Origin of the sequence: Pseudonocardia nantongensis, from assembly GCF_046546495.1 — a bacterium.
Classification (GTDB): Bacteria; Actinomycetota; Actinomycetes; order Mycobacteriales; family Pseudonocardiaceae; genus Pseudonocardia; species Pseudonocardia nantongensis.
In genome coordinates, this window is sequence record NZ_JBKGXT010000009.1 from 59133 (window position 1) to 80060 (window position 20928).

General features: G+C 75.4%; 22 protein-coding genes. 9 read left to right on the forward strand and 13 right to left on the reverse strand.

Annotation, left to right across the window (positions count from 1 at the left end):
* Positions 1 to 7: 7 nt before the first annotated feature.
* Positions 8 to 769, reverse strand: a complete 762-nt coding sequence (locus ACLFMI_RS11675) for a class I SAM-dependent methyltransferase (protein WP_410947817.1) — start codon at positions 767 to 769, stop codon at positions 8 to 10.
* 126 nt (positions 770 to 895) lie between these two features.
* Between ACLFMI_RS11675 and ACLFMI_RS11680 the strand changes: the two genes are divergently transcribed.
* Positions 896 to 1729: a ParA family protein gene (locus ACLFMI_RS11680; RefSeq protein ID WP_410947818.1), complete on the forward strand. Its 834-nt coding sequence runs from the start codon at positions 896 to 898 to the stop codon at positions 1727 to 1729.
* Positions 1730 to 1759: 30 nt separating this feature from the next.
* Here the strand turns inward: ACLFMI_RS11680 and ACLFMI_RS11685 are convergent, their stop codons facing one another.
* Together ACLFMI_RS11685 and ACLFMI_RS11690 are read right to left on the reverse strand one after the other, a co-directional pair.
* The gene (locus tag ACLFMI_RS11685) at positions 1760 to 2272 is read right to left on the reverse strand and encodes an SAV_6107 family HEPN domain-containing protein (RefSeq protein WP_410947819.1); all 513 of its coding nucleotides are present in this window, start codon (positions 2270 to 2272) and stop codon (positions 1760 to 1762) included.
* Positions 2273 to 2331: 59 nt separating this feature from the next.
* Positions 2332 to 2658, reverse strand: a complete 327-nt coding sequence (locus ACLFMI_RS11690) for a hypothetical protein (RefSeq protein WP_410947969.1) — start codon at positions 2656 to 2658, stop codon at positions 2332 to 2334.
* Between the two features lie 267 nt (positions 2659 to 2925).
* On the opposite strand from ACLFMI_RS11690, the gene ACLFMI_RS11695 reads away from it, so the two are divergent.
* Together ACLFMI_RS11695 and ACLFMI_RS11700 are read left to right on the forward strand one after the other, a co-directional pair.
* Positions 2926 to 3555 carry a GNAT family N-acetyltransferase gene (locus ACLFMI_RS11695; RefSeq protein WP_410947820.1) on the forward strand — a complete coding sequence of 210 codons (630 nt, stop codon included), beginning with the start codon at positions 2926 to 2928 and terminating at the stop codon, positions 3553 to 3555.
* A 29-nt stretch (positions 3556 to 3584) separates the two neighbouring features.
* Positions 3585 to 4328, forward strand: a complete 744-nt coding sequence (locus tag ACLFMI_RS11700; RefSeq protein WP_410947821.1) for an LppM family (lipo)protein — start codon at positions 3585 to 3587, stop codon at positions 4326 to 4328.
* Between the two features lie 84 nt (positions 4329 to 4412).
* Here the strand turns inward: ACLFMI_RS11700 and metF are convergent, their stop codons facing one another.
* Positions 4413 to 5363 (reverse strand): methylenetetrahydrofolate reductase [NAD(P)H], encoded by a 951-nt coding sequence (gene metF, locus ACLFMI_RS11705; protein ID WP_410947822.1) that lies wholly within the window; start codon positions 5361 to 5363, stop codon positions 4413 to 4415.
* 183 nt (positions 5364 to 5546) lie between these two features.
* On the opposite strand from metF, the gene ACLFMI_RS11710 reads away from it, so the two are divergent.
* Genes ACLFMI_RS11710 through ACLFMI_RS11725 form a run of 4 tightly spaced genes read left to right on the forward strand, consistent with a single transcriptional unit; the run spans position 5547 to position 10954 of the window.
* Positions 5547 to 6647, forward strand: coding sequence for a polyprenyl synthetase family protein (locus tag ACLFMI_RS11710; protein WP_410947970.1), 1101 nt, complete (start codon positions 5547 to 5549; stop codon positions 6645 to 6647).
* On the forward strand, positions 6644 to 8269 hold the full coding sequence (crtI, locus tag ACLFMI_RS11715; protein WP_410947823.1) for a phytoene desaturase family protein: 1626 nt from the start codon (positions 6644 to 6646) through the stop codon (positions 8267 to 8269). Before ACLFMI_RS11710 ends, crtI begins: the two co-directional genes overlap by 4 nt.
* A gap of 11 nt (positions 8270 to 8280) precedes the next feature.
* Positions 8281 to 9963, forward strand: coding sequence for a polyprenol phosphomannose-dependent alpha 1,6 mannosyltransferase MptB (gene mptB / locus ACLFMI_RS11720; RefSeq protein WP_410947824.1), 1683 nt, complete (start codon positions 8281 to 8283; stop codon positions 9961 to 9963).
* Positions 9964 to 9967: 4 nt separating this feature from the next.
* Complete coding sequence (locus ACLFMI_RS11725) at positions 9968 to 10954, forward strand: phytoene/squalene synthase family protein (protein ID WP_410947825.1); 987 nt, start codon at positions 9968 to 9970, stop codon at positions 10952 to 10954.
* Between the two features lie 221 nt (positions 10955 to 11175).
* On the opposite strand, the gene ACLFMI_RS11730 is transcribed toward ACLFMI_RS11725, so the two are convergent.
* On the reverse strand, positions 11176 to 11529 hold the full coding sequence (locus ACLFMI_RS11730) for an Rv2175c family DNA-binding protein (protein WP_410947826.1): 354 nt from the start codon (positions 11527 to 11529) through the stop codon (positions 11176 to 11178).
* Positions 11530 to 11622: 93 nt separating this feature from the next.
* Here ACLFMI_RS11730 and pknB point away from each other — a divergent pair, with 93 nt between their 5' ends.
* Entirely contained in the window at positions 11623 to 13485 is a 1863-nt protein-coding gene (pknB, locus tag ACLFMI_RS11735; RefSeq protein WP_410947827.1) for a Stk1 family PASTA domain-containing Ser/Thr kinase, read from the forward strand.
* Between the two features lie 83 nt (positions 13486 to 13568).
* Here the strand turns inward: pknB and ACLFMI_RS11740 are convergent, their stop codons facing one another.
* Genes ACLFMI_RS11740 through ACLFMI_RS11755 form a run of 4 tightly spaced genes read right to left on the reverse strand, consistent with a single transcriptional unit; the run spans position 13569 to position 17132 of the window.
* Positions 13569 to 14414 carry a ribokinase gene (locus ACLFMI_RS11740; RefSeq protein ID WP_410947828.1) on the reverse strand — a complete coding sequence of 282 codons (846 nt, stop codon included), beginning with the start codon at positions 14412 to 14414 and terminating at the stop codon, positions 13569 to 13571.
* A gap of 10 nt (positions 14415 to 14424) precedes the next feature.
* Complete coding sequence (locus ACLFMI_RS11745; RefSeq protein WP_410947829.1) at positions 14425 to 15822, reverse strand: class II 3-deoxy-7-phosphoheptulonate synthase; 1398 nt, start codon at positions 15820 to 15822, stop codon at positions 14425 to 14427.
* A 10-nt stretch (positions 15823 to 15832) separates the two neighbouring features.
* On the reverse strand, positions 15833 to 16351 hold the full coding sequence (locus tag ACLFMI_RS11750; RefSeq protein ID WP_410947830.1) for a polyadenylate-specific 3'-exoribonuclease AS: 519 nt from the start codon (positions 16349 to 16351) through the stop codon (positions 15833 to 15835).
* A 25-nt stretch (positions 16352 to 16376) separates the two neighbouring features.
* Complete coding sequence (locus ACLFMI_RS11755; RefSeq protein ID WP_410947831.1) at positions 16377 to 17132, reverse strand: lysophospholipid acyltransferase family protein; 756 nt, start codon at positions 17130 to 17132, stop codon at positions 16377 to 16379.
* Between the two features lie 177 nt (positions 17133 to 17309).
* Between ACLFMI_RS11755 and ACLFMI_RS11760 the strand changes: the two genes are divergently transcribed.
* The gene (locus tag ACLFMI_RS11760) at positions 17310 to 17756 is read left to right on the forward strand and encodes a DUF308 domain-containing protein (RefSeq protein ID WP_410947832.1); all 447 of its coding nucleotides are present in this window, start codon (positions 17310 to 17312) and stop codon (positions 17754 to 17756) included.
* A 10-nt stretch (positions 17757 to 17766) separates the two neighbouring features.
* Here ACLFMI_RS11760 and ACLFMI_RS11765 read toward each other — a convergent pair whose 3' ends face one another.
* From ACLFMI_RS11765 to ACLFMI_RS11780, 4 genes are read right to left on the reverse strand one after another with little or no spacing between them, the layout of a single operon-like run.
* Positions 17767 to 18732 (reverse strand): ROK family protein, encoded by a 966-nt coding sequence (locus tag ACLFMI_RS11765; RefSeq protein WP_410947833.1) that lies wholly within the window; start codon positions 18730 to 18732, stop codon positions 17767 to 17769.
* Positions 18729 to 19142 carry a hypothetical protein gene (locus ACLFMI_RS11770; RefSeq protein WP_410947834.1) on the reverse strand — a complete coding sequence of 138 codons (414 nt, stop codon included), beginning with the start codon at positions 19140 to 19142 and terminating at the stop codon, positions 18729 to 18731. Before ACLFMI_RS11770 ends, ACLFMI_RS11765 begins: the two co-directional genes overlap by 4 nt.
* Positions 19139 to 20386, reverse strand: a complete 1248-nt coding sequence (locus ACLFMI_RS11775) for an ArsA family ATPase (protein ID WP_410947835.1) — start codon at positions 20384 to 20386, stop codon at positions 19139 to 19141. Before ACLFMI_RS11775 ends, ACLFMI_RS11770 begins: the two co-directional genes overlap by 4 nt.
* A gap of 59 nt (positions 20387 to 20445) precedes the next feature.
* Positions 20446 to 20883 (reverse strand): SRPBCC family protein, encoded by a 438-nt coding sequence (locus ACLFMI_RS11780; protein ID WP_410947836.1) that lies wholly within the window; start codon positions 20881 to 20883, stop codon positions 20446 to 20448.
* Positions 20884 to 20928: the final 45 nt, after the last annotated feature.

Consider the following 20928-nt stretch of genomic DNA (forward strand, 5'->3'; position numbering starts at 1 on the left):
GCCCCGCTCAGGACCGTCGGGCGAGCAGATGCAACCGCGGGGCGACCTCGCCCAGCGCCGGGACCGCGGACGCCAGCGCGTCCAGTTCGTCCTGCTCCTCCCGGCCGACCTGTTCGCCCTCGGCACCGGGCCCGGCCAGCCAGGCCTCCAGGGTCCCGTCGCCCTGCAGGACCTCCACCTCCAGCCGCCCGGTGGCCACCGCGAGCTCGCGCAGCTGCGCGATGTCGAACCGGCGTTGCAGGCGGTCCTCCGGACCGTCGCGACCGTCCGGATCGGCGAGCAGCCGACGCGCCTCGGCCAGCCGGCCGCCGGCGACCCGGCCGATGAAGGCGCCGTAGCGGCCGACGGTCAGCACCGAGACCGCACCGCCGGGCGCCGCCGCGGCGGCCAGCGCCGCCAGCACCGGGCCGGGCCGGTCGACGACCTCGAGCAGCCCGTGACCGAGCACCAGGTCCGCGCCGTCGGGCGGGGCGACGTCGGCGAGGGTGTCGACGTCGCCGTGCAGCGGGGTGATCCGCTCGGTGACATCGGCCTCGCGTGCCCGGCGGGCCAGCGTGGCCAGCGCGTTCGGACTGGTGTCCACGACCGCGACCGGGCAGCCCGCCGACGCGAGCGGCACCGCCCAGATGCCGCTGCCACCCCCGACGTCGAGTACCCGGGGCGCGCTACCGCCGGACTCCCGCCGGAACCGGTCGATCTCGGCGTCCAGTGCCCGGAACACGGCCGCACCGCGCGCTGCTCCGGCCTGCTCCCGTGTCGGCGATTCCACGCCCGCAGCCTAGTGGTCGGTGCCCGTGGCCCCGGGCGGGCGCACCGGGGACCGGCCGGATCCGGACCCGGATCGCAGCACGACGGGCGCCCGCGCAGCGCGCGGACAGCACGGTAGGTTGCACGGGTGCAGGTCGTCGCCACGCTCAGTCTCAAGGGCGGCGTCGGGAAGACCACCGTCGCGCTCGGTCTCGCCGGCGCGGCGCAGCGGCACGGTGTGTCCACGCTCGTGGTCGATCTCGACCCGCAGGCCAACGCCACCACCGCGCTGGACCCCGAACCCACCACGGCCACCGTCGCCGACGTCCTCGACGAGCCCCGCAGAGCGGTCGTCGAGCGGGCGATCGCACCGTCGGCCTGGGGCGAGGGTCTGGACGTGCTGGTCGGCGCCGAGCAGACCGAGCGGCACAACCACCCCGATCCGGGCGCGGCGCAGCTGCACCGGCTGGACCGGGCGCTGCAGCGGATGGCCGGCGAGCTGATCACCCCCGACGACGCCGACGGGCCCGGCGCCGAGCGGTACCGGCTGGTGATCGTCGACTGCCCGCCCTCGCTGGGCCAGCTGACCCGCAGCGCGCTGTCCGCGGCGGACCGGGCGATCCTGGTGACCGACCCGACGATGTTCTCGGTGTCCGGGGTGCAGCGGGCGTTCGACGCGGTGCAGACCGAGCGCGAGCGGTCGAACGACCGGCTGCAGCCGCTCGGCGTCCTGGTGAACCGGGTCCGCCCGCGCAACACCGAGCACGAGTTCCGGATCAGCGAGCTGCGCGAACTGTTCGGGCCGCTGGTGTTCGGCAACGTGCTGCCCGACCGGTCGGCGGTCCAGCAGGCGCAGGGCGCCTGCCTGCCGATCCAGTCCTGGGACACCCCCGGTGCCCGCGAGGTGTCCGCGGTGTTCACCTCCCTGCTCGGCCGGCTGCTGCGCAGCGGCTCCCGGGACCGTCCGGCCGCCTCCGCCTGACCCGGGAGCCCGGGCCCCACTGCGGCGCGCTCAGCGCGGCAGCAGCAGCTGCACCCGGGCGACGAACTCCTCGGCCTGCCGGAGCAGGTCGTCGGCGTCCCGGCGGCCGACCAGCCGGCCGATCCCCGCCTCGGCCGCGGCCCGGGTCCGCGAGCAGGACGCGAAGAACGCCGACCACTCCCCCAACTCCGGCGCGACCTCGGCGAGCAGCCGCCAGACGTCGCGCGGGGCGCCGCGCCGGGTCCGCGGACGGGCCCGCATCGCCAGTACCGCCGCTCCCGCCCGCAGCGCGGCCAGGTACGCGGCCGGGTAGCGGCGCAGCGGGTCGGGCTCCCGGTGCGCCTCGGCCAGCTGGTCGGCGGCCTGCCGCAGCAGCGCGAGCGCGTCCCGCGAGGGTGGAGGGACCCCGTGACCCCGGGCCGGCGGCGGAGCCCCGCGACCGCGGGCGGGCACCGCTCCGGTGCGCCGCCCGGCGCTCCGGCATCCGTCGGCGCTCTGCCGCGTCGCCGGCACCTCCAGGTCGAGCTGCATCGTCCTGCCCATCGCCCGCCTCCGTTCCTCGGTCACCGCTCGTCCCACCGGGGCCCCGCTCCGCACGTCACTCATCGGTCCGCCGACCGCACCAGGTCCCAGACACCGGGCCCGGCACGCATCCGCAGCACCACCTCACGGGGCGGCTCGTGCGGCTCCTCCACCGAGCGGGCCAGCACCCGCCAGCAGCTCAGCCGGTCCCCGCCGACCGGCATCGGCGACGGGAACGGCCACGGCGACTCCTCGATCCACTGGTCCCGCACGCCGGTGACCAGGAAACGCTCCCCACGGCGGGAGGGCCGCCGCTGGAACTCCACCGGCTCGCCGTTCTGCCAGCGCACGTCGATGGCCGCCGGCTGCCGCGACCGGAACAATCGGGTGAAGCCGCCCACTGCCATCACGCCCCTTCCCCGGGCCCGGGTCCTCGGCTCCCGGCACCGGTCTCCACCGGACGCCCGGTGCCGGGGTGCTTCCCCCACCCCGCACACCGGACGGCCGGATGTCGAACGCGTGTTCGACACCATTAGTAGAACGCGTGTTCGACCCGTCGTCAAGTCGGCGCCCGGGTGGTCGTGGGCACCGTCCGGGGCCGCGCGCCGGGCCGCCGCGTGATGTGATGGAGGCATGCACCAGCCCGTCCGTCCCGGAGCGGCCCGGAGGCCGTCGTGACATCGGCGCCGGCGCAGCCACGGCTGGTCGGCCTGAGCCGCAGCGAGTTCGCGGACCGACTCGCCGAGGCCATCGACGTCTACGTCACCGCGATGGGCTATCCGCGGTCCACCGCCCGGCAGCGCCGCTCGCTCTGGCTCGAACACTCCTACCGGCCGGGCTGGCAGGCCGTCGGGTGGGTCGACGACCGGGATCGGCTGGTCGGGATCGGGTACGGCTACTGGGGTGGTGCGGGCCAGTGGTGGTTCGAGGAGGTCCGGCGCGGGCTGCGAGCCCGCCGCGGGGACCCCGACGCCGTCGCCCAGGAATGGCTGGACGACTACTTCGAGCTCACCGAGCTGCACGTGCACCCGCAGGCGCAGGGCGCCGGGCTCGGCGAGGGCCTGCTGCGCGCGCTGGCCGCGGACGCGCACCGCGCCCGGATGCTGCTCTCGACCCCCGAGCACGGCCAGGCGCCGCCCGGCCGGGCGTGGCAGCTCTACCGGCGCACCGGGTTCCGCGACGTGCTCCGCGAGCACCTGTTCACCGGGGACCCGCGGCCGTTCGCCGTGCTGGGCCGGAAGCTGCCCCTCGCCGGACGCGGACCGGACCCCGGAACGGATCACCCGACACACGCCCCCGCGTGACGGCGGGAGCGTCGGTGCCGGGTGGCACGATGACCACCATGCCGCTCCCCCGCCCGGACGAGGCCGCCGCCGACGCGCCCGACACCGCCGCCGCCGACGTCCCCGCCGCGCGCCGGCGGACCGGGAGCGGCCGCCGCGGACGGGCCGCCGCGCTGCTCACGGTGCTGGCACTGCTCGCCCTGACCGGGTGCACCCGGGTGCAGGCCGGGCTGGCCGTCCAGCCCGACGACACGGTGGACGGCAACATCGTGATCGCCACCCCGGAGGGCGCCCCGGAGGGGTCCGGGCCGGAGATCACGGTGCCGCCGCAGCTCGAGGACCGGGTCGACGTCACCTCCTACGACCAGGACGGCTTCGTCGGGTCGTCGGTGAGCTTCTCGGACCTGAGCTTCGCCGAGGTCTCCGAGCTCAACCTGCTCGGCGGCAGTGCGGCCGCGCGGGCCGACCTGGAGCTGCGCCGGGCCGGCGAGCGGATCGGGGTGCAGGGCCGGGCGGATCTGACGACGATGCCGGTGGACGGCGCCGACGTCCGGCTCGCGATCAGCTTCCCGGGCGAGGTCATCGAGACCGACGGCGAGTCCGAGGGCGGCACCGTGACCTGGGACTTCGCCCCAGGCGAGGTCACCCAGCTGAACGCGTCGGCGATCTCCACGGACCCGAACGCGCCGTCGGTGGTGGGCTGGACGCTGCTGCTGGTCGGCCTCGTCGCGCTCGCCTCGGGCGCGGCGGTGCTGCTCGCCCGCCGGGACCGCAACCCGCCGATCCGCCGCTGACCCCACACCTACCCCACACCGACACGGCGACGGCGGGCCCCGGAGCGGGACCCGCCGTCGTCGGGGAACGGGAGGTGCGGCCGGTCAGGCCCGCACGGCCGCCGGCATCGCCGCCACGGGCTCACCGGCCGTCGGCCCCGGCCCGCCATCGGCCAGGCCGAGGCGCTCGACCAGCTCGGTCGTCGCCGTGGAGCGGTTCAGCGAGTAGAAGTGGATCCCCGGGACGCCCTCGGCGATCAGCCGCTCGCAGAGCTCACCGGTGACCTCCATGCCCGCCGGCCGGAACGACTTCGGGTCACCGGAGTACGGCGACAGCCGCTCGATCAGCGACTCCGGCAGCGGCGAGCCGGACAGCTCCGGCCCCTTGTGGAAGGTCTTCTCCGAGGTCAGCGGCATGATTCCGGGGATGATCTGCTGGTCGAACCCGGCGGCGGCCACCCGGTCGCGCAGCCGCAGGAACCCCTCTGGCTCCAGGAACAGCTGGGTCACCGCGAACTCCGCGCCGGCCCGGAACTTGCCGATCAGCTTCTCGGTGTCGGACTCGAGGTCGGCCGAGCGCGGATGACCGTAGGGGAACGCGGCCACACCGACACAGAACGGGCCGGACCGCTTGATCAGGCTCACCAGCTCGTCGGCGTACTCGAGGCCCTCGGGGTGCTTCACCCACTCACCGAGCGGGTCCCCGGGCGGGTCACCGCGCAGCGCCATGATGTTGCGCACGCCCGCCGCCGCCAGCGACCCGATGACGTGCCGCAGCTCGTCCCTCGAGTGCGAGACGGCCGTGAGGTGCGCCATCGAGCACAGCGTGGTGTCGGTGGCGATGCGCTCGACGGTGCGCACGGTCCGGTCGCGGCTCGAGCCACCCGCGCCGTAGGTCACCGACACGTAGGCCGGGTCGAGCACCTCGAGCCGGCGGATGGCCCGCCAGAGGTCCGCCTCGCCCTGATCGTCCTTCGGCGGGAAGAACTCCACCGCGAAGAAGGGGCGCTCGACGCTGATCCGTTCGGTCACCGTGGATGCAGTAGTCGTCGTCACGCATCGCACCTTACGTTGCTCAGGGCGGAACAGAAGACCGAAAGGGCGTGCGTCACCGGCTGGCGGGCCGGTGTCGTACCCCACCGATAGCCTGGGTCCGTGCCCGATCCAGCCGATCACGCCGACCCGCACAGCACCGCCGCCGAGCCGTCAGGATCGCCCGGATCGCCCGGTGTGACCGGCCTGACCGAGGCCGCTCCCACCCCGCTGGACGACGCGCTGCCCCAGCACGTGGAGCGGGTGCTGGCCGGTTACCTGGATCAGCGCCGCACCGAGGTGCTCGGCGTCGACCCGGCGGTGGCCCAGGCCGTGGACGCGCTGGCCGGGTTCGTCCTCGGCGGCGGGAAACGGCTGCGCCCCACGTTCGCCTGGTGGGGCTGGCGCGGCGCGGGCGGCGACCCGTCCGGCGAGCACGCCCAGGGCGTGCTGACCGCGATCGCGTCGCTGGAACTGATCCAGGCCTGCGCCCTGGTGCACGACGACCTGATGGACGCCTCCTCCACCCGCCGCGGCCGCCCGACGGTGCACGTCGAGTTCGCCCGCGCGCACGCGGCCCGCGGCTGGTCCGGACCGCCTGCCCGGTTCGGCGCCGCGGTGGCGATCCTGGTCGGCGACCTGGCCCAGGTGTGGGCCGACGACATGTTCCACTCCGCGCTGCTGCCCGAGGGGGCCCACGCCCGGGCGGCTGAGCCCTGGCGGGCGATGCGCACCGAGGTGCTCGCCGGGCAGTACCTGGACGTGCAGGCCCAGGCGTCCGGGGACGCCAGCGAGGGGACCGCGCTGCGGATCGACCGGTTCAAGACGGCCGCCTACACCGTGGAGCGGCCGCTGCACCTGGGCGCGGCGATCGGCGGAGCCGACCCGCGGGTGCTCTCCGCCTACCGCCGCTACGGCGCGGACATCGGAGTGGCCTTCCAGCTGCGGGACGACCTGCTCGGCGTGTTCGGTGACCCGCAGGTCACCGGCAAGCCGGCCGGGGACGATCTGCGTGAGGGCAAGCGGACGCTGCTGGTCGCCGCCGCCTTGCAGCGGGCCGAGCAGCGCGGCGACCGGGCCGCCCAGGACGCCGTCCGCACGGCACTGGGCGATCCGGACCTGGACGGCGCGGGGCTGGACCGGGTCCGCTCGGTGCTGTCCGACCTCGGCGCGGTGCAGGTCGTCGAGCAGCGGATCGCCGCGCTGACCGGGTCCGCGCTGGACGCGCTGGACGCGGAGCCGGTCGCCGAGCCGGGGCGGTCCGCGCTGTTCGAGCTGGCCGAGCGGGCCACCCGGCGGGCCTGGTGAGCCGCGCCGGGAGCCCGCGGCAGGTCGAGGGGCCGACCGGGCACGTCGTCGTGGTCGGGGCCGGGCTGGCCGGCCTGTCCACCGCGCTGCACCTGCTCGGTGCCGGACGCCGGGTGACGATCGTCGAACGCGAGTCGTTCCCCGGCGGGCGCGCCGGGCGGCTCGACGTGACCGACGAGCACGGCGGGTACCGGCTCGACACCGGGCCGACCGTGCTGACCATGCCCGATCTGCTGGACTCGGCGTTCGCCGCGGTCGGCGAGTCCACCGCGGACCGGCTGGACCTGGTGCGGCTGGACCCGGCTTACCGGGCGGAGTTCGCCGACGGCTCGGCGATCGCCGTGCACACCGACGCCGCCGCGATGGAGCAGGAGGTCCGGGCGACCTGCGGCCCGGAGTCGGCGGCCGGCTACCGGCGCCTGCGCCGCTGGCTGACCGAGCTGTACCGGGCCGAGATGGGCTCGTTCATCGACGCCAACCTGGACTCGCCGTTCTCGCTGGTCGGCCCGGACCTGGCCCGGCTGGTGGCGCTCGGCGGGTTCGGCCGGCTCGGTCCGCGGATCGCCCGGCTGCTGCCCGACGAGCGGCTGCGCCGGATCTTCTCGTTCCAGGCCCTCTACGCCGGCGTGGCGCCGCAGCGCGCGCTGGGCGCCTACGGTGTGATCGCCTATATGGACACGGTCGCCGGGGTCTGGTTCCCGCGCGGCGGGATGCGGGAGCTGGGCACCGCGCTGGCCGGCGCCGCGGCCGACGCGGGCGCCGAGATCCTCTACGGCCGGGACGTCGTCGGGCTGGACCGGGTGGGCGACCGGGTCCGCGCGGTCCGGCACCGCGCGCACGGCGAGACCGGGGACACCGCGGCCGAGGTCGCGTGCGACGCCGTGGTGCTCACCCCGGAGCTGCCGGTCGCCTACGACCTGCTCGGCGGCGCACCGCGTCGCCCGGTGTCGCTGCGCTGGTCGCCGTCCGCGGTGGTCGTGCACGCGGGCCTGCCCGCGCCGCGGCCCGGGACGGCCGAGCACCACCACACGATCTCGTTCGGCGGGGCCTGGGAGGGCACCTTCCGCGAGATCATCGACGAGGGCCGGTTGATGAGCGACCCGTCGCTGCTGGTCACCCGGCCCGGCAGGACCGACCCGGGGTCGGCACCGAGCGGCCGGGAGCAGCTGAGCGTGCTGGCGCCGTGCCCGAACACCGCCGTCTCCGGCATCGACTGGGACCGGGTCGGCCCGGCCTACGCCGAGGAGCTGTTCGGGGTGCTCGTCGACCGCGGGCTGGTGGCTCCGGGCGCCACACCGAGCTGGACCCGGATGTGGACGCCGGATGACTGGGCCGCCGCCGGGATGGCCGCGGGGACACCGTTCTCGGCGTCGCACACCCTGGCCCAGACCGGGCCGTTCCGGCCGCGCAACCTGGTGCGCGGGGTCTCGAACGCGGTGCTCGCCGGCTGCGGCACCACGCCGGGCGTCGGCATCCCGCCGGTGCTGATCTCCGGACGGCTCGCCGCCGAACGGATCACCGGCCCCCGATCGGCGCACGCCGGAGCGGGCCCCCGGGCGGCGGTGCACCGAGCAACCGGCGGCCGAGGGCCGGAACAGGCGTACAACCCGCCCGTGGAATGATTCACCCCACGATGACCGCGCAGCCCTCGACGCCGCTCCCCCGTCCGGAGGCACCCGCCACGGTGACCGCCGAGCCGGTGCTCCCGCCCGCGCGGGGACCGGTCGGCACGCCGGAGGCGGGCCGCACCTCCCGGATCGCCGACCGGCTCGGCCGGCCGCCGCGCGGCACCCTGCTGCTGGGCCTGGCGGCGTCGCTGCTGATGCTCGTCGGGGCCCCCGGCAGCGGCGGCATCCCGATGCGGGACCCGGTGCTGGGGAACTCGGCGCTGTCGTTCTGGCGCTACGGACACGGTGCGCTGATCGCCGGAGCGCTGATCTACCTGGGCCTGGCGCTGATGGTGTGGGCCTGGGTGCGGCTGGGCCGCGACGTGCTGGCGCACCGGGCCGGCGGCCGCGCGGTGCTGACCGTGGCCGGGGTCTGGCTGATCCCGATGCTGGTCACGCCGCCGCTGTTCACCCGCGACCCGTACAGCTACCTGGCCCAGGGCGCGCTGCCGCTGGCCGGGTTCGACCCGTACGTCGTCGGGCCGGACTCGATGGGCGGGATCTTCACCGACAACGTGCACTTCTTCTGGCAGGACACCCCGGCGCCGTACGGGCCGCTGTTCATCGCGCTCGCACAGGGGATCGTGCTGCTGGCCGGGAAGAACCTGCTGCTCGGCGTGGTCCTGATGCGGCTGACGCTGGCGACCGGGCTGGTGCTGCTGGTCGCGGTGCTGCCGGCACTGACCCGGCACCTGGGTGGACGCCCGGCGGTGGCGCTGTGGCTGGCGGTCGCGAACCCGGTGATGGTCGTACACATGATCGGCGGGATCCACAACGATCTGCTGGTCGTCGGGATGCTGCCGCTGGCGGCGCTGCTCGCGCTGCGCGGCCGGTTCCTGACCGCGATCGTCGTGGCGACGCTGGCGATGGCGGTGAAGGCCTCGGCCGGGCTGATCCTGCCGTTCCTGGTGCTGCTCTGGGCGGCGAAGCTCCGCGGGTCGTTCTGGTCCCGGCTGGTGCGTACCGGGCTCCCCTCGGTCGCGGTGTTCGGCGTCCTCTTCGGGGCCGTCACGGTGTTCACCGGGCTGGGGCTGGGCTGGCTGCCCGCGCTCAAGTCGCCATCGTTGATCGTGAACTGGCTGTCCTGGCCCACCGGGGCCGGTCAGGCGTTGCACGGCGTGCTCGGCATGTTCCTCGACGACCTGAACGAGCAGGCGTTCGTCGACGTCGCCCGGGTGGTCGGCGCCGCGCTGCTGGTGCTGCTGGTGGCCGGGCTGTGGTGGAGGGCCCGGGGCGGCGGTGCCACCGCGGTGCACCACGCCGGGGTGGCGCTGGCGCTGGCCGCGGTGCTCTCCCCCGCGACCCTGCCGTGGTACGTGAGCTGGGGTTTCTCCCTGCTGGCGATGGCGGCCTGGAGTGCCCGCGGGCTGCAGTGGGTGGTGTTCGGCTCGGTCTGGATGATGATCGTCTACTACCCGACCGGGGAGACCGCGCTCTACAACTGGCCGTTCCTGGCGCTGTGCGCCGCGGGCGGTGTGCTGGCGGCGGTCTCGCTGCTGCACCCGGACCCGCTGCGGCTGCGCCGGCGGAGCGCCGACGGCGACACCCCGCCGACCGGTTCGCCCGCTCCGGGCACTCGTGAGGGCCCGGGCCCGCTGGTCCCGGCCACCCCCGCGTCCCTGGTCGACGGCACCGCCGGCCGCGGCTGACCCGGTGCGCACGACCCGGCAGGGAGGTGCGTCGGCGGCGGCACGCGCGGAGCTGGACGCCGCCGGACTGACCGATCCTGCGCTGCGCACGGCGTACGCTGCCTGCCGGGGCCTGCACGCGGCGCACGGCCGGACGTACTTCCTGGCCACGCGGCTGCTGCCCCCGCCACGGCGGGTGGACATCCACGCCCTCTACGGCTTCGCCCGGCAGGCCGACGAGATCGTCGACGACCCGGACGGTGCCGGAGGCGGGGACCCGGGCGCCCGGCTGGACGCCCTGGACGCCGACCTGACCGCGGCGCTGGACGGCGCGCCGCCGCCCGGAGCCCGGCCCGAGGTCGTCGCCGTCGCCGAGACCGCCCGCCGCTACGACCTGCACCCGGGCCTGTTCCGGGACTTCATGGCGTCGATGCGGATGGATCTCACCGTCACCGGCTATGCCGACGACGCCGAACTGGCTCGCTACGTGCACGGTTCGGCCGCGGTGATCGGGTTGCAGACGCTGCCGGTCCTGGGCACGGTCGTGCCGCGCGCCGAGGCCGAGCCGCACGCGGCGCTGCTGGGTGTCGCGTTCCAGATGACCAACTTCCTGCGCGACGTCGGCGAGGACCTCGACCGCGGCCGGGTCTACCTGCCCGCCGAGGAGCTCGCCGCGTTCGGGGTGGACCGCGAGCTGCTGGCCTGGTGCCGGCGCACCGGCCGCGGCGACCCGCGGGTGCGGCGGGCGCTGGCCCACCTGTGCGCCCGCACCCGGGCGACCTACCGGCGCGCCGACCCGGGCATCCCGATGCTGGAGCCGGTGTCGCGGGCCTGCGTCGGCGCGGCCCGCACGCTCTACGCCGGCATCCTCGACGAGATCGCCGACGCCGGTTACGACGTGCTGCACCGCCGGGTCGCCGTGCCGAACCGGCGCCGGCTCGCGGTCGCCTCATCCGGCCTGGCCCGCGCCCTCACCGCCCGTGCCCGCGCCCCACGAACGACCGGGCGCTGACGAGCGCCGCTGCCCACGGCGTCACCGCCCCGGACACCCGCAGAACGCGCACGACTTCGGAGAACGCGCGCCCGATCGGATGCGCGTTCTCCGATCCGGTGCGCGTCTGCGGGGTACGGGGTGCGTGGTGCGTGGTGTGGCCGGACGGTGCGGGCGGCCCGGTGGTGCCGGCAGCCCGGTGGTGGCGCCGTGGCGCCGGGCGGCGGCGCGGACGGAACGGCTCAGAACGCCATCGCCTGGGCGCGGCGCTTGACCTCCTTGTGCCGGCCGGCCTTGATCGCCGCGACCGGGCTGCCGGACAGCGACTCGTCGTCGGTGAACAGCCAGCGGAGGATGTCCGGATCGTCGTAGCCGCCGTCGCGCAGCACCATGATGGTGCCGGACAGGCCGCGCACGACGTCGTCCTCGGTCAGGAAGGCGGCCGGGACGACCACGTCGTGCCCGATCTTGATCGACAGCAACTGGCCCTCACGGACCAGCTGGTGCACGCGGGAGGCAGGAATCGACAGCCGGGCGGCGACCTCGGAGACCGGGAGGGTGTCCTCGGTGACCGCCGCGGGGAGGGGCTCACTCACAGCGGGACACTGTCCCACATCACTCCGTCGTGGTTCACCCGCCGCGCCGGGTGGGTCCCGGAGCGACCGATCGGGCGAAGTAGCCTTCGGTACGTGAGCGCACCGTCCGGACCGGCCGATCGTGGCCCGGCGGGTGGGGCCGGACGGATCGCTGCCGACGGCCTCGACCCGGTGCTGCTCGACGGCCGCTACCGGGTCGGGCCGGTCCTGGCCCGCGGCGGGATGTCCACCGTCCATCACGGTACGGACACCCGGCTCGAGCGCGCCGTCGCGATCAAGGTGATGGACCCGCGGATGGCCGGGGACCACGCGTTCCGCACCCGGTTCGACCGGGAGGCCCGGCTCGCCGCGCGGATCGACCACCCCTCGGTCGTCGCGGTCTACGACCGGGGCACCGTCCCGGCCGGGCCGCTCGGCGAACCGAGCCTGTTCGTCGTCATGGAGCTGGTGGACGGCGGCACCCTGCGCGACGTGCTGCGGCACCGCGGCGCGCTCGGCCTGCCCGCCACCGTGCAGGCGCTCGACCCGGTGCTGGCCGGACTGGCCCGCGCGCACCGGCTCGGCATGGTGCACCGGGACGTGAAACCGGAGAACGTGCTGATCTCCTCGTCCGGCGAGGTGAAGGTGGCCGACTTCGGTCTGCTCACCGCAGCCGCGGAGGCCGGTGTCAGCCACGCCGGGATGATCCTCGGGACGATGGCCTACCTCTCCCCCGAGCAGGTGGAGACCGGTCGCGCGGACGCCCGCAGCGACGTCTACGCCGCCGGCATCGTGCTCTACGAGCTGCTCACCGGCGTCCCGCCCTACACCGCGGACAACCCGCTCTCGGTCGCCTACCGGCACGTGAACGAGGACGTGCCGCCGCCGTCGGCGTCGGTGCCGGGGCTGCCCGCCGAGGTCGACGCGCTGGTCGCCCGGGCCACCGCCCGTGACCCCGCGCAGCGGCCTGCGCACGCCGAGCAGCTGCGCCAGGAACTACTCGCCGTCGCCGACCGGCTCGGGCTGCCACGGGCCGCCGTGCCCCGCCCGCCCGGCCCGATCGAGGACGCCGAGACGCTGCCCGCCGGCCCGCAGCGGATCCGCCCGGACGCCGCCGCGGCGGCACCGGTCGGCCACTCCGGCACCCGGGTGCAGCCGCGGCACGGCACCGCCGTCACGCCGGCCGCCGAGCCGGAGGGCCGCTCCCGCACCGAGCTGCGCGCCGACCGCCGCCGCGGCCGCCGCACGTTCGCGCTCTGGATGGTGCTGCTGGTGCTGCTCGCCGCCCTGGCCGGCACCGGCGCCTGGTGGCTGGGCTCGGGCCGCTGGACGACGATGCCCGCCGTCGCGGGGCTGGACCGGGAGCAGGCGACGGCGCTCGTCGCCGAGGCGGACCTGACGCCGTCGGTGACCGAGCGGGCCGACGACCGCATCCGCCCGGACCTGGTCGCCCAGGTGGACCCGGCTGCCGAGTCCCGGGTGCTGCGCGGCAGCACGGTCACGCTGATCGTGTCGACCGGCCGGCCCGCGGTGCCCGACGTCCCCGCGGGCAGCGCGGTGGCCACCGCCGAGGAGGCGGTGCGCGGCGCCGGGCTGACCCCGGTCCGTTCGACCGATGCCGAGGAGTTCAGCGACACCGTCCCGTCCGGTGCGGTGATCCGCACCGACCCGGCCGCGGGCACCCGGCTGCCCGGTGACGCGGCGGTCACCCTGGTCACCAGCCGGGGCGTCGAGCCGGCCCCGCCGCCACCACCACCACCACCACCCGCTCCCGAGCCCGACACCGGCGGGTCGATCCCGTTCCTGATCGGGATGGACGCGGACGAGGCCACGGAGCTGCTCGAGTCCCAGGGCTACGACGTCGACGTCGAACGGAGCTTCCCGTTCGGCCGCCGGGACGGCCAGGTGATCAGCCAGGACCCGTCCCCCGGGGACTCCGCCGAGGAGGGCGACACGGTCACCCTCAAGGTGCTCTGATCCGACCCCGGCGATCCGTGTTGCCCGTCCGGTCACGGCTGCGGGGTCCGAGTCCCGCGGCGAACGGCCTGGCGGCAGCCGGATCAGAGCCGGTACCGGCTGCGGTCCGCCGCGGTGATCCCGGGCAGCTGCGCACCCCGGAGGGTCACCGCGAACGCGCCGGCCCGGACGGCGTAGCGGGCCGCGGCGGCCAGATCCTCCCCGACGCCCAGCCGGACGGCGACGGCGGCGAGGAAGGTGTCCCCGGAGCCGGTCGTGTCCACCGGGTCGGCGGGCATGGCGGCGACCCGGGTGACGGTGCCGGCGTCGTCGACCAGGCAGCCGGCCGCGCCCATGGTGACCACCGACCGGGCGACCGGATGCTCGCCGAGCAGCTCGGCCTCGTGATCGTTGACCACCAGCACGTCGGTCAGCTCCAGCAGCTCGGCCGGGGCCTCGGCGTACGGGGAGAGGTTGAGCAGCACCGTCGCCCCGGCCGCGCGGGCCGCGCGCGCGGCGGCCAGCACGGTGCCGGTCGGGATCTCCAGTGACATCGTCAGCACGTCCCCGGCCCCGAACGCGGGCAGGTCGGCGCCGTGAAGCGTGCCGTTCGCCCCCGGCGAGACGACGATCGTGTTGTCCGCGGCGGCGTCCACCGTGATCACCGCGGTGCCGGTGGCCGTGTCGTCCCGGACCGCGACCCGGGTGACGTCCGCCCCGGCGGTCGCGACCGCGCCGGTGACCAGGCGGCCGTGCGCGTCGTCACCGACCGCGCCCACCATCGTCACGTCCCCGCCCAACCGGGCGGCGGCCACGGCCTGGTTGGCGCCCTTGCCGCCGGGCCCGACGACGAGGTCGGCACCCGCGACCGTCTCCCCCGGCCGCGGGAACCGCTCGGTCCGCACCACCAGATCGGCGTTCAGCGACCCGACGACGACGATCCGCCCCACGACGAGCCCCTCAGCCGCGCAGCATCTCCGCGACCAGGAACGCCAGCTCCAGGCTCTGCTGGGTGTTCAGCCGCGGGTCGCAGGCGGTCTCGTACCGGCCGGCGAGGTCGGTGTCGGAGATCCGCTGCGCGCCGCCGAGACACTCGGTGACGTCCTCACCGGTGACCTCGACGTGGATGCCGCCCGGGTGCGTGCCCAGCGTGTGGTGCACCTCGAAGAAGCCCTGGACCTCGTCCACGACCCGGTCGAAGTGCCGGGTCTTGTAGCCGGTGGAGGACTCGTGGGTGTTGCCGTGCATCGGGTCGCACTGCCAGATGACCTTGTGCCCGGACGCGGTCACCTTCTCGACGATCGCCGGGAGCACGTCGCGGACCTTGTCGTTGCCCATCCGGGAGATCAGCGACAGCCGGCCCGGCCGGTTGTACGGATCGAGCCGCTCGACGTACTCGACTGCCTGCTCGGGCGTCGTCGTCGGGCCGATCTTCATCCCGATCGGGTTGGCCAGCAGCTCGGCGAACGCCACGTGCGCACCGTCCAGCTGGCGGGTCCGCTCACCGATCCAGAGGAAGTGCGTGGACAGGTCGTAGAGTCGCGGGTCGGCGTCCCCGGCCCGCTCCATGTCGAGCCGCAGCATGGCCCGTTCGTAGTCCAGCAGCAGCGCCTCGTGGCTGGCGTAGAACTCGACCTGGTGCAGGTTGTGGTCCTGCACCCCGCAGGCGTCCATGAACCGGACCGCGCGGTCGATCTCGGCCGCGACGGCCTCGTACCGGACGCCGGCCGCGGACGTGCGCACGAAGTCCTTGTTCCAGTCGTGCACCTTGGTCAGGTCGGCCATGCCGGTCGCGGTCAGGCCGCGGACCATGTTCATCGCGGCCGAGGCGTTCGCGTAGGCGCGGATCATCCGGGACGGGTCCGGGGTCCGGCCGGCCGGATCCGGCGCCAGCGCGTTGACGATGTCGCCGCGGTAGGACGGCAGCCCGGACGCGTCGGTGGCGCTGCTGCGCGGCTTGGCGTACTGGCCGGCGATCCGGCCGACCTTCACCACCGGCAGCGACGCGCCGTAGGTCAGTACGACCGCCATCTGCAGCAGGGTCCGGATCGTGGCCCGGATGTGCGGCTCGGTGTTGTCGACGAAGGTCTCGGCGCAGTCGCCGCCCTGCAGCAGGAAGGCCTCGCCGTTCGCGACGTCGGCCAGCCGGCCCTGCAGCCGGTCCACCTCGGGCGGCAGGACGACCGGCGGGACCGACTCGAGCACCGTGCGGACGTGCCCGACCTGCTCCGGGTCGGGCCACTCGGGCTGCTGAGCGGCGGGCCGGGACAGCGCGCCGTCCAGCCCGGAGCGCAGGTCGGCGGGCAGCGGCGGGAGTTCCGGCAGGACATCGATCGGCGCGTCGACGGACCAGTTCACGACGACCAGACTAGGCCCGTGCGCCGGACGCCCCGGTCCCGGCCCCGGTGCCGAGCACCTCGGAGATGACCTCCCAGCGGCGCAGGTTGTGCCGGGCGTCGGCCAGCGCGTCGTGCGCCTCCGGCGGCGGCGGGGGCAGAGTGGGCCGGCCGGCGTCCTCCCAGCGCTGGCGCAGCTCCCGGGTGAACCGGGGCATCGCCCGCGGCAGCGCCGGCATCGCCCCCCACAGCTGGCACAGCGCCACGTGGTCGTAGGCGGCGATCCAGGCCCAGAGCTCGACGTCGCCGGACGCCGAGGTGCAGAAGTCGAGGAGCTCCTCGCGGATCCGGGACCGAGACATCCACGCCCGGTCGGACGGCGAGGGCAGCTTGGGAAGCACGTTCGCCCGCACCCACCTGCCGGCCCGCTCCGGGTCGAACTCGGTGGACACGGCGTAGAACTCGCGGCCGTCCTCGCCGACGACGCCGATCGAGACCAGCTCGATCGTGGTGCCGTCCTCGATGAACTCGCAGTCGTAGAAGAAGCGCATGGTGCGGTCCTGTCTACCCGTGCGCTCAGCTGGCGCGGGAGTCGGGCACGTGCGCGTCCGGCCGCTGACCGGCGCCGCGGGCCGGGGCCGGCGGCGGCGCCCCGGCCGCCGCGCGCTCCTTCACCGACGCCGCGTACAGGTCGACGTAGGTCTGCCCGGACAGCTCCATGAGGTTGTACATGATCTCGTCGGTCATCGAGCGCTCGATGAACCGGTCGCCGGCCATGCCCTCGTAGCGGGAGAAGTCCAGCGGCTCGCCGATCACGATCCGCACCTTGCGCGGACGCCACATCTTCGAGCCGATCGGGTTCACCTTGTCGGTGCCGACCATCACCACCGGGACCACCCGGACGCCGCCCTCGAGCGCCATCCGGGCTACGCCGGTCTTGCCCTTGTAGAGCTTGCCGTCGGGTGAGCGGGTGCCCTCCGGGTAGATCCCGAGCAGCTTGCCCTCACCCAGCAGCCGGACCGCGGTGTCCATCGTCGCGCGGGCCGCCGAACCGCCGGAGCGGTCCACCGGGACCTGCCCGACGCCGGAGAAGAACTGCCTCTTGAACCAGCCGCGGATCCCCGGCTCGGTGAAGTACTCGCGCTTGGCGAGAAACGTCACGCGCCGCGGCAGCATCAGCGGGAGGAAGAACGAGTCGGCCACCGCGAGGTGGTTGCTCGCGAGGATCGCCCCACCGCGCACCGGGACGTTCTCCGCCCCCTCGATCGAGGGTCGGCAGAACAGCCGCATCAGCGGACCGAGCAGCACGAACTTGGACCACCAGTACAGCACCCTGCGCTGCCTCCCTACCTACTTCGGGCGCAAGCCTACGGACGGGCTCGGCGATCCGACAACGGGGCCGTGATCTCCTCGGCCCGGGGTCGCCGGACCGTCCGGTGCGACGGGCCGGACCGGCGTGACAGGATGGCCCGTCGCGGGCGTCGCCGACGTCGCGGGGGAAGGACGGGGATGGACCCAGCACGCGGGCGCGGCTCCGGGCCGGACGAGGGCCCCGACGACACGTTCGAGTCGATCGTCGCGAGCTGGCGCCGCGAGGGGTCCGTGCCGGACTGGCCGGAGCACCAGCCGGAACCCGACGCCGGCCGTCCGGCCGAGGACCGGCCCGTGCACCGTCCCGGGCCTTCCGCCGAGGTGGCCGACGACGACCACTACCACCCGCCGGAGCCCCCGCCGCTGCCCCGCCCCGGCCCGCCCGCGGTCGTCGGGGCCGGGCTGATCCTGGTCGGGCTGGTGCTGTGCGTGGCGCCGGCGCTGATCGGGGTGGGTGGGACCTGGCCGCTGCCGCTGGGGCTGGTGCTCATCGCCGCCGGGCTGACCTGGCTGGTGCTGCGGTTGTGGACCACCGACCCGGACGACGAGGGCCCCGACCCCTCCGACGACGGCTCCCGGCTCTGACGCCCGCGGCTCAACGGGCCGCGAGAGTCTCGCGGGCCAGGGTCGCGGCCCCGACCACCGCGGCCGTGGCGCCGAGCTGCGCGGCGCGGATCCGGGCCGGCGGCCGGTTCCCGGCGCCGGTGACCACCCGCGCGTAGTGCTCGCGGGCCTCGTCCAGGAACTGCGGCGCCGACGAGGAGACGCCGCCGCCGATCACGACGAGGTCCGGGTCGAACACGTCGGCGACCAGCGCCAGCCCCTCCCCCAGCCAGCGGCCCAGGTCCCGGACCGCGGCGCGGGCGATCGGGTCCCCCTCCCGGGCCGCGGCGGCGACCCGCCGGCCGGTGACCCGGCCGGGGTCCTCGGCGGCCTCCCGGACCAGCACCGAGGGGCCCGGCGCGTCCACCGCGGAGATCATCTCGCACGCGGTGGCGGCCAGCGCAGTCCCGCTGCAGTAGCGCTCCCAGCAGCCGCGCTTGCCGCACGGGCAGGCGCGACCGTCAGGCACCACCCGCAGGTGTCCCAGCTCCGGGGCGACGCCGTGCGCACCGCGGAACAGGTCGCCGCCCTGCAGCAGCGCGGCGCCGATGCCGGTGCCGAGCGCGATCAGGACCGCGGTCGTCGCACCGGCGGCGGCGCCGAACCGGCGCTCGGCCAGCGCCGCGGAGTTCGCGTCGTGCTCGACGACGACCGGCAGCCCGCCGAACCGGTCGCCGATCCGCTCGGCGACCGGGGCGTCCCGCCACGACAGGTGCGGGGCGTAGCGCACCAGCCCGCGGGGCGCGTCCACGAACCCGGCCAGCGCCAGGCCCGCCGCGCGCACCGGGTGCCGTCCGGTCAGCTCACCGACCACGCCGGCGATGGCCGCCTCCAGCGCGTCGTCGGTGCCCGGGGTGGGCGCGGAGGCGCTGTCCAGGATCTCGCCGTGGACGTCGACGACGCCGGCCCGCACGCTGGTCCCGCCGACGTCGACCCCGATGGTGAGGTCGCGGGTCACGACCGGTGCACCACGATCCGCTGCACGGATCGGCCGCCGTGCGGGCGGGCACCGTGCGGGCGGGCACCGTTCGTGCCGGACCGTCCGGACGGACGGGCGGCGTGCTCGCCGGTCTCCTCCAGCACCGCGGTCAGCACGGCGAGCAGGCCGGTGGCGTGCTCGGCGAGCCTCGTCGCGAGCTCGGAGCGCTCGCCGCGCAGCACCGCGACCAGCGCGCACACCGGGCACGCGGTGCACGCCCCGGCCGAGCCCGACGGCGGCGTGCCGTCGGCCTCCGGATCGCCGGCGGCGGTGTCGGCGCGCAGCGGCTCCACCGCCACACGCAGCCGTTCCAGCAGGTGCAGCGCGGTCCCGCGCAGGTCGTCGGAGATCCCGGCGTGCGCGCCGCAGGAGCCGTCCGTACCCGTCATGACGTCATCCAGGTCCCCGGATCGGGGGTGAACGTCACGACCAGCCGGGCACCGTGGCCGGTGCCCTCCAGCTTCGCGCCGGTCGCCTCGCAGCGGCGCAGCACCGACGGCAGCGACACCACCCGCCGCGTCAGCCCGAGTCCGACGACCATGTCGTCACCGACCCTCGCGAGATCCAGCGGTGCGTCCTCGGCGCCGGGCAGCGCGACGTCCAGCTCGAACTCGGTGTCCGCCGACACCCCGCGCCCGGCGGTGCGGCGCAGTTCCATCAGCGGCCGGTGCGGTGCGGTCTCCTCGGAGCCGGCCGGGTCGGTGTCGCCGTAGATGGACCGGCCCAGCTCGCGCAACGACCCGACGCCGGTGGGTTCGGCCGCGGTGTAGCGCACCGCCACCACCGGCACGTCCGCCCCGAGCTCGGTCAGCTCGCGCAGCACGGCCTGCTGCTCGGTGGCCCGTTCGCGCAGCCAGCGCGCGGCCGGGCCGCGCAACGAGGGCGGCGGGCCGGGCATCACCCGGTTCGCCATCAGCGCGTCCACCCGCAGCTCGTGCAGCGCCAGCGCGGTGAGGGTGCGGCGGGTCTCGGCGGCGACCACCCGCTCCGGGGTCAGCACCAGCCGGATCGAGGTCCGGCTGCGGTCGACGAGCATCGCGCGCAGCCCGGCGAGCTGGTCGGCCAGCGAGCCGAGCGCCTCGACGGTGCGCTCCCAGCCGGCGCCGTCGTTCTTCGCCCCGGCCAGGTTGGCGACCAGGCCGCGCACCGCACGGCGGTGCGCCGGGAACAGCCGCTCCAGGTAGCCCGACAGCGCCTCCGGCAGGGTCAGCAGGCGCAGCGTCTCGGCGGTCGGCCCGCAGTCGACGACGACGACGTCGTAGTCCCCGGTGTCGGCCAGCCGCTGGACCTCGACCAGCGCGAGCAGGTCCTCGACGCCGGGCAGCACGGTCAGCTCGTCGGCGACCAGCTCGTCCACTCCGGCACCGGCGAGCATCGTCCGCAGGTGCCCCTGCAGCTCGCCCCAGGCGCCCTCCAGCAGGGTGCGGGCGTCGATGTGCACGGCCGACAGGTTCTCGGCCACCTCGATGGGTTCCGGTCCCAGATCGACGTCGAGCGCATCGCCCAGCGAGTGCGCAGGATCGGTGGAGACCACCAGCGCGGTCCGGCCGGATCCGGCGAGCAGCGCGGCGGTCGCCGCGGCGAGAGTGGTCTTGCCGACCCCGCCCTTGCCGGTGAACAGCACGACGCGCACGCCGCGGAGCCTAACGATCGTGGTCCGGCCGGTCCCGACGGACCCGTCGCTGCGGCCCGTCAGCCGCGCTCGACCCGCCGCTTCAGCCCCTTCAGGGCGGCATCGATGATCATCTTCTCGGCCTTGCGGCGGAGCATCCCGATCATCGGGATGTTGACCTCGACCGAGAGCTCGTAGGTCACCACGGTGCCCGACCCGTCGGACTCCAGCGTGTAGGCGCCGTCCTGGGCCTTCTGGATCCCGCCCTTGACCAGCGTCCAGGACACCGAGCGGTCGTCGGCGGCCCAGGTGTAGTCGAGCGTGTAGGTGTCCTTGATCGCACCGGCGTCCATCGTGAACCGGACCTGCTTCGCCCGCGCACCGTCGCCCGGGTCGAGGATCTCGGCTGCGGTGATCTGGTCGGTCCACTCCGGGTAGGAGCCGAAGTCCGCGATCACGGCCATGACCCGGTCCGGGGGTGCGTCGATGGAGATCGAGGACGTCGTCGCGTCGGCCATGGCGGCGAGGTTATCCGGTGCCCTCCCGCCGTGCGCCGCCCGGAG